Source organism: Streptomyces sp. P5F9, from assembly GCF_057961495.1.
The window spans coordinates 1-5,004 of record NZ_JBXVPZ010000600.1 but is presented as its reverse complement, the minus strand read 5'-3'; the positions used below and the strand labels follow the sequence as shown (position 1 = coordinate 5,004).

General features: G+C 69.8%; 6 protein-coding genes. 5 read left to right on the top strand and 1 reads right to left on the bottom strand.

Features of this window, described 5'->3' with window-relative positions; translation table 11 throughout:
• Positions 1-373, bottom strand: a 373-nt coding sequence (locus AC31A1_RS46555; protein ID WP_489659122.1) for a hypothetical protein, incomplete at its 3' end; no start/stop codon positions are given.
• Between the two features lie 297 nt (positions 374-670).
• Here AC31A1_RS46555 and AC31A1_RS46550 point away from each other — a divergent pair.
• The 5 genes from AC31A1_RS46550 to AC31A1_RS46530 form a co-directional block, all read left to right on the top strand.
• Positions 671-1,261 (top strand): SigE family RNA polymerase sigma factor, encoded by a 591-nt coding sequence (locus AC31A1_RS46550; RefSeq protein ID WP_489659121.1) that lies wholly within the window; start codon positions 671-673, stop codon positions 1,259-1,261.
• A gap of 2 nt (positions 1,262-1,263) precedes the next feature.
• Positions 1,264-2,100, top strand: coding sequence for a hypothetical protein (locus AC31A1_RS46545; protein ID WP_489659120.1), 837 nt, complete (start codon positions 1,264-1,266; stop codon positions 2,098-2,100).
• Between the two features lie 70 nt (positions 2,101-2,170).
• Positions 2,171-3,124 (top strand): hypothetical protein, encoded by a 954-nt coding sequence (locus AC31A1_RS46540; protein ID WP_489659119.1) that lies wholly within the window; start codon positions 2,171-2,173, stop codon positions 3,122-3,124.
• Positions 3,121-4,566 carry a peptidoglycan-binding protein gene (locus tag AC31A1_RS46535; protein WP_489659118.1) on the top strand — a complete coding sequence of 482 codons (1,446 nt, stop codon included), beginning with the start codon at positions 3,121-3,123 and terminating at the stop codon, positions 4,564-4,566. The genes AC31A1_RS46540 and AC31A1_RS46535 overlap by 4 nt, the downstream gene beginning before the upstream one ends.
• Positions 4,563-5,004: ABC transporter ATP-binding protein (locus AC31A1_RS46530; protein ID WP_489659117.1), on the top strand; the 442-nt coding region annotated here is incomplete at its 3' end. The genes AC31A1_RS46535 and AC31A1_RS46530, both read left to right, overlap by 4 nt.

Here is a 5,004-nt window from a genome sequence, read left to right as displayed (position 1 = left end):
GGGTCCAGTCGGGGCCTCGGTGGGTCTGCCACCAGGTTTGCATGGTGTGGAGTTTCTTCTCGAAGTGGCGGTCCCAGGACAGGAATCCGGTGGTGGGTGCCCGGAGTTCGGTGCTGCGGCCGTTCGCCTCGTGGAGGACGATCGACTTGATGCCCGCGGTGGACTGGACCTGGATCGCCTGGATGTCGGCCCAAGGGATGGTTCGGCGACGCACGTTGTGGACCACTGCCGCGGACGCGGTGAGGGTGATGCCGAAGCGGTAGGGGAGGACGCCGCCCAGCAACAGCAGGACGGCCCAGAACGCCACCACGCCGAGGACTCCGCCCGGTGGTGGCATCTCCGTCCCGGCTGTGGTGAAAAGGACCGCTGTCATAACGGCCATGGGCAGGAAGGGAGTTATCCGTTGCCACACCGCCATGCGGATGCGCACCTCGGCCGGCGACGGTCTCTCACTCGGCGAACTGTCCACCACTGCCACCCCGTTGTCCGGTCGTCCCGTCGCGCTGTTGTCCCGCTTGTCCCGTGCGGTGATCCATTGTCGCCGTTGTCGCTGTGCTTGTCGTCGAAGAAGTTTCCCGGGACGTGACAACCTCCGTGGCCCGGCACCCCGTTCCTCAGGCATGAAGTACTTCTCACCGCGCGCCGCGCCGGTGCCGGGTGGAGGTGGCCTGTGATCCGGACGCCGGTCTGGCAGGACGTCTCCGATGCCGGTGATGCCCGTGGTGCCGGGCTCGACTTCGACGACTTCGCTCGTAGTCGGCAGGCGCATCTGCGGCGTACGGCTCATCTGCTGTGCGGGGACTGGCACTTGGCCGAGGACCTGACGCAGACGGCGCTGGCGAAGCTGTACGCGGTGTGGCGGCGGGTGCGGCAGTTGGAGTCGCCGGACGGGTACGCGCGGCGGGTGCTGTACCGGACGTTCATCGACGAGACCCGGCGGCGGCGCTGGTGGGAGCGGACGGGGACAGGGGTGTACCAGGACGACGTGGTGGCGCCCGCTTCCGATCCGGATCTGCGGCTGACCCTGCTCGACGCTCTACGCCAACTCCCGCCACGTGGGCGGGCGGTGCTGGTGCTGCGGTTCTGGGAGGACCAGAGCGTGGAGGCCACGGCGGCGGCGCTGGGGTGCAGCGTCGGCACGGTGAAGAGCCAGACCTCCCGGGGTCTCGGCACCCTGCGCACCATCCTGGCCGACTCCGGCAAGGACTTCGGACCTGGCGGCGCGGGAACTGGAACCGGCTATCTGCGGGCGGAGTGGTGAGCATGAGCGGGAAGGCCGGTGACGAGTTCACGGAATGGACAGACCAGACGGACCGAACGGACCGAACGGACCGGATGGACCGGACGGACCGGACGGACCGGTACGCGTACGAGTCCGCACTGGCCGATGCCCTGGGCGGGCTGGGTTCCGGAGTCGAACCGCCCATGCCCGACCTGGTGCCGGGCGCCGTCGCACGCGGTGGACGGATCCGTCGGCGGCGGCGGGTCGGCGCGACCCTGAGCGCCGCCGTCATGGCCGGGGTGATCGTGCTCGGCGGGCACGCGCTGCTCTCACCCCGGCCGGAACCCGCGCCGACGCTTCCCGCCGGGCAGCCGTCGGTCTGGTCTCCGTCACTGGAGTTGGTCCAGTCGATCCTCTCCGCCGGGAACGGCACCGGCACGACCATCTCGGCCGAGCGACCGCGCCAACCCCTGCGGCCCGGCCAGTACTTCAGGATGACCACCGCCGACGGCAGCGTGAACGACCTTTATGTGAGCGTCAGTCGGACCGCCACGGACCCGTCGTACGCCCACCCGACCCGGGCCTGCCTGGACAGCAACGGCCGGGTGCTCGCCTCCCCGTGGAACGGCCTGATCACCCGGTGCTCCCTGACCGAGCGCGGATCGGGCAGCCTGTTGATCTACTACGTGGCCGACGGATCCCTGGCCACCGGTGTCACCTATCTGACCCCGGGCGGATGGACGGTGCAGGTCATCGCGGGCAGGCTCGACGAGGCCGCCACCGGCCGGAGCGGCGGTGGTCCGCGCACGGGCCCGCTCACCCAACTCGCCACCGACCCCCGCATCTTCGACGCCGTGAAGGGAAGCGGCGGCGGCTGAACCGGGACATTGCCGGCTGAGTGAAACACCCCTTACCCACACCTTGATCACCCCTGAAGGAGCACATGGCATGAGCATGCCTACATTTGGCGCGCCCGGAATACGTACGTCCGCCCTGGCCCTCACCCTCGGCCTACTCCCCCTCCTCGCCGCCTGCGGCGGCGGCTCGGACAGCAAGTCGGCGTCCAGCAGCGGGAGTTCGGATTCGAGTGCGGCCACGACGACCGTCAACGGCGCCACCCAACTCACCGTCCCCGATGGCGTGGACGACGCGACGAAGAAGGAGTACATCCAGGAGAACGCCATCGCGGTCTGCATGAAGAAGCAGGGCTTCACCTACACCCCGCACGTGCAGTCCTCGACCGCGGCCGACCCCTTCTCCGCGGTCGACGGGGAGGACTACGCGCGGGCGAAGCAGTTCCGGCAGAAGTACGGCTTCGGGTACTACGCCGGCGCCGTCTACCCGAACGACCCCGACGTCCCGTTCAGCAAAGCCGCGACGACCGAGCGGACCTCGCCCCAGGACCAGGACGAGGACGGTCTGACCGACGCCCAGAAGAAGGCGTACGACATCGCGCTGACCGGCCCCCCGGCCAAGACCAAGGCCGAGGAGAAGATCGGCGGGTGCACGGAGACGGGGCGGGCCGCGGCGCACGGGCCGGCGCTCAGCGCGGCGGCCGAGAAGAACGCGGAGAAGGCCCGCGACGCCCAGAACCACGCCAACGGTCTCGCGCTCAACGGTGACGCCCAACTCGTCCAGCTCGCTCAGCAGTTCGCGAGCTGCCTGACCGGTCAGGGCATCTCCGTCAGCACTACTCAGCCGACCGGCATGGTCTCCATGGTCCGCCTCGACATCTCCCGCCAACTGCCGGAGAACTTCATGTCGTTGAGCAAGGACGACGCGCTGCCCCGCCTCAACAAGGACATCGGCATCGCCCTCAAGGACCTGGAGTGCGGCAAGAAGTTCCGCGCCGCGTACTTCCCCAAGGAGAAGGCCAAGCCCTACTACGGGGAGAACGGATGAGCCGCCCGGGAAACGACGGAACGAGCCGTATCGGCAGCGGTCGTAGGCGACTTGGGGTCGTTGTCTCGGCGGTCGTGCTGGTCGGGGCGGGTGGGTGGTTCGCCGGTACGCAGGTGCAGTCGCCCGCGGACGCCGCCGCCGCGCACCAGGAACCGAAGGCCGGGCCCGTGACGGTCGCCGTCGTACGGCAGTCGCTCACCGCGAGTGTCGTGGCGACCGGGTCGGTCGAGTTCGCGTCACCGCGGCCGTTGTCGCTGGCCGGGCCGGTCGGCAGCGGGACGTCCGCCGGTACGGACGGCGAGGGTGCCGAACAGCGGGTCACCAAGGCGCCGGTGGCCGGTACGAAGATCAAGGAGGGCGACGTCCTGATGACGGTCAACGGCCGTCCCGTGTTCGCGCTCGGCGGCTCCGTACCGATGTACCGCGCACTGGGGCCCGGCACTTCGGGCGACGATGTGACACAGCTTCAGAAAGCTTTGAAGCGCCTCGGGTTCGACCCCGGCGGCACCACCGGGACGTACGGGCAGGGGACCGCAACCGCCGTCGCCGACTGGTACAAGAGCGAGGGGTACGACGCCCAGGAGCCGAGCCCCACCGATCAGCAGCAGCTCGGCTCGCTCGAACAGGCCGTCTCCGCGGCGCAGGAGGCGCTCCTCACCACCAACAGCGGTGCTGCGGCGGCCAGTTCCAGTGAGAGCGGGTCGTCCAGCACCCCCAGCCCGCAGTCCAGCACGGACAAGCAGGTCCACGAGATCCAGGTCAAGTCCGCCCAGAAGGCACTCGACTTGGCGAACGACGCGCTCAGCGGCTTCAAGGCCACCTACGGTACGAAGGTCCCGGCCGGCGAGGTCGTCTTCCTGCCGAAGCTGCCCGCGCGGCTGGACAAGGTGAGCGTGAAGACGGGCGACACCCCGTCCGGCCAGATCGGCACGGTGACCAGCTCCGACGTGGTGGTGCAGGCGGCCGTCCCCGGCACCGACGCCCAGCTCCTGCGCCACGGCATGACCGCCCAACTGACCACGGCGGACGGCAAGTCGGCGCAGGGAACGGTGGACGTCGTAGCAGACGGTTCCGATTCCTCAGCGGCCACGGACTCCTCCGCTACGGCCCCCTCCACCGCCGACGACACGAACTCCGCCTCCGACTCCACCGCCGCCGTCCAGGTGCGGATCACCGTCCCGGAACCCGGGCCGCTCGCCGGTGAGGCCGAGGCCGCCGTGAAGGTGACCATCAAGGTCGGCGCCTCGGACGGCAAGGTGCTCACCGTGCCGATGGCCGCGATCCACACCTCGTCCGACGGGCGGGCCCGGGTCGAGGTCGAGCGTGGCGCCACCGTGACCGACGTCCATGTGACCGTCGGCCTCTCCGCCGCCGGGATCGTCGAAGTCAAGCCGGTCGGGGGCGCGTTGAAGGCGGGCGAGAGGGTGGTGGTGGGCGAGTGACCGACACCGTGGTCCATGCCGTCGTGGATAGCGTCATCCAACTCGCCGGTGTGGAGCGGACGTTCCCCTCCGATCCGCCCGTGCACGCCCTGCGCGACGTCCACTTGACCGTACGGCGTGGCGAACACCTGGCCATCGTCGGACCGTCCGGTTCGGGGAAGTCGACGCTGCTCAACACGCTCGGGCTGCTGGACCGGCCCACGGCGGGGTCGTATCTGCTGGACGGGGTGGAGACCACCGGGCTCGGCGATCTCGAACGAACCTCCCTGCGGGGAAGCCGCATCGGGTTCGTGTTCCAGTCCTTCCACCTGTTGCCGTACCGGACGGTCGACGAGAACGTGATGCTGGCCGAGGCGTACCGCAGGCCGCGGCCCGAACGCGGGCGGGGCGGGCGACTCGCGCGGGCCCATCAGGCGTTGGAGCAGGTGGGGTTGGGGC